This window comes from Enterococcus sp. BWT-B8, from assembly GCF_020567625.1.
Taxonomy (GTDB): Bacteria; Bacillota; Bacilli; order Lactobacillales; family Enterococcaceae; genus Enterococcus_L.
In genome coordinates this window covers 1-1,863 of record NZ_JAJDJV010000029.1, presented here as the reverse complement: position 1 = coordinate 1,863, position 1,863 = coordinate 1, and the positions used below count along the sequence as shown (strand labels likewise).

Annotated in this window: 1 rRNA gene; it reads right to left on the bottom strand. The window is 50.4% G+C overall.

The features are described from left to right. Positions 1-63 precede the first annotated feature (63 nt). A 16S ribosomal RNA gene (locus LI951_RS15005) occupies positions 64-1,624 on the bottom strand. Positions 1,625-1,863 lie beyond the last annotated feature (239 nt).

The window sequence follows — 1,863 nt, the reverse complement described above, 5'->3', positions numbered from 1 at the left end:
GTAAACCTCTCAAAACTGAACAAAGTAATGCAAACCTGTGTAAGTCTCCGTAATATTCCTTAGAAAGGAGGTGATCCAGCCGCACCTTCCGATACGGCTACCTTGTTACGACTTCACCCCAATCATCTATCCCACCTTAGGCGGCTGGCTCCATAAAGGTTACCTCACCGACTTCGGGTGTTACAAACTCTCGTGGTGTGACGGGCGGTGTGTACAAGGCCCGGGAACGTATTCACCGCGGCGTGCTGATCCGCGATTACTAGCGATTCCGGCTTCATGCAGGCGAGTTGCAGCCTGCAATCCGAACTGAGAGAAGCTTTAAGAGATTTGCTTAGCCTCGCGACTTCGCGTCTCGTTGTACTTCCCATTGTAGCACGTGTGTAGCCCAGGTCATAAGGGGCATGATGATTTGACGTCATCCCCACCTTCCTCCGGTTTGTCACCGGCAGTCTCGCTAGAGTGCCCAACTGAATGATGGCAACTAACAATAAGGGTTGCGCTCGTTGCGGGACTTAACCCAACATCTCACGACACGAGCTGACGACAACCATGCACCACCTGTCACTTTGCCCCCGAAGGGGAAGCTCTATCTCTAGAGTGGTCAAAGGATGTCAAGACCTGGTAAGGTTCTTCGCGTTGCTTCGAATTAAACCACATGCTCCACCGCTTGTGCGGGCCCCCGTCAATTCCTTTGAGTTTCAACCTTGCGGTCGTACTCCCCAGGCGGAGTGCTTAATGCGTTTGCTGCAGCACTGAAGGGCGGAAACCCTCCAACACTTAGCACTCATCGTTTACGGCGTGGACTACCAGGGTATCTAATCCTGTTTGCTCCCCACGCTTTCGAGCCTCAGCGTCAGTTACAGACCAGAGAGCCGCCTTCGCCACTGGTGTTCCTCCATATATCTACGCATTTCACCGCTACACATGGAATTCCACTCTCCTCTTCTGCACTCAAGTCTCCCAGTTTCCAATGACCCTCCCCGGTTGAGCCGGGGGCTTTCACATCAGACTTAAGAAACCGCCTGCGCTCGCTTTACGCCCAATAAATCCGGACAACGCTTGCCACCTACGTATTACCGCGGCTGCTGGCACGTAGTTAGCCGTGGCTTTCTGGTTAGATACCGTCAAGGTGAGAGCAGTTACTCTCCCACTTGTTCTTCTCTAACAACAGAGTTTTACGATCCGAAAACCTTCTTCACTCACGCGGCGTTGCTCGGTCAGACTTTCGTCCATTGCCGAAGATTCCCTACTGCTGCCTCCCGTAGGAGTCTGGGCCGTGTCTCAGTCCCAGTGTGGCCGATCACCCTCTCAGGTCGGCTATGCATCGTGGCCTTGGTGAGCCCTTACCTCACCAACTAGCTAATGCACCGCGGGTCCATCCATCAGCGACACCCGAAAGCGTCTTTCAAATAAGAACCATGCGGTTCCTATTGTTATACGGTATTAGCACCTGTTTCCAAGTGTTATCCCCTTCTGATGGGCAGGTTACCCACGTGTTACTCACCCGTCCGCCACTCTTCTTTTCAATTGAGTGCAAGCACTCGGCAGAAAAGAAGCGTTCGACTTGCATGTATTAGGCACGCCGCCAGCGTTCGTCCTGAGCCAGGATCAAACTCTCATAATAAAAGTTAGAACAATCTTACGATTGTTAAGCTCATTGTTGTTGCGCTAGCTTTCGCTTGCTTGTTAAAAATGTTTGTTGTTTTGAATTGATCAAAACGCCCTACACATTTGGTTTGTCTTACTTTGTTCAGTTTTCAAAGGTCTACTTTGTCGCCTTGCAGCAACTTTTATATCTTATCAAATCGAGAAGCGCTTGTCAACTCTTTTAATAAAATTTTGAAAAGTTTTTTCTGCCTGCAA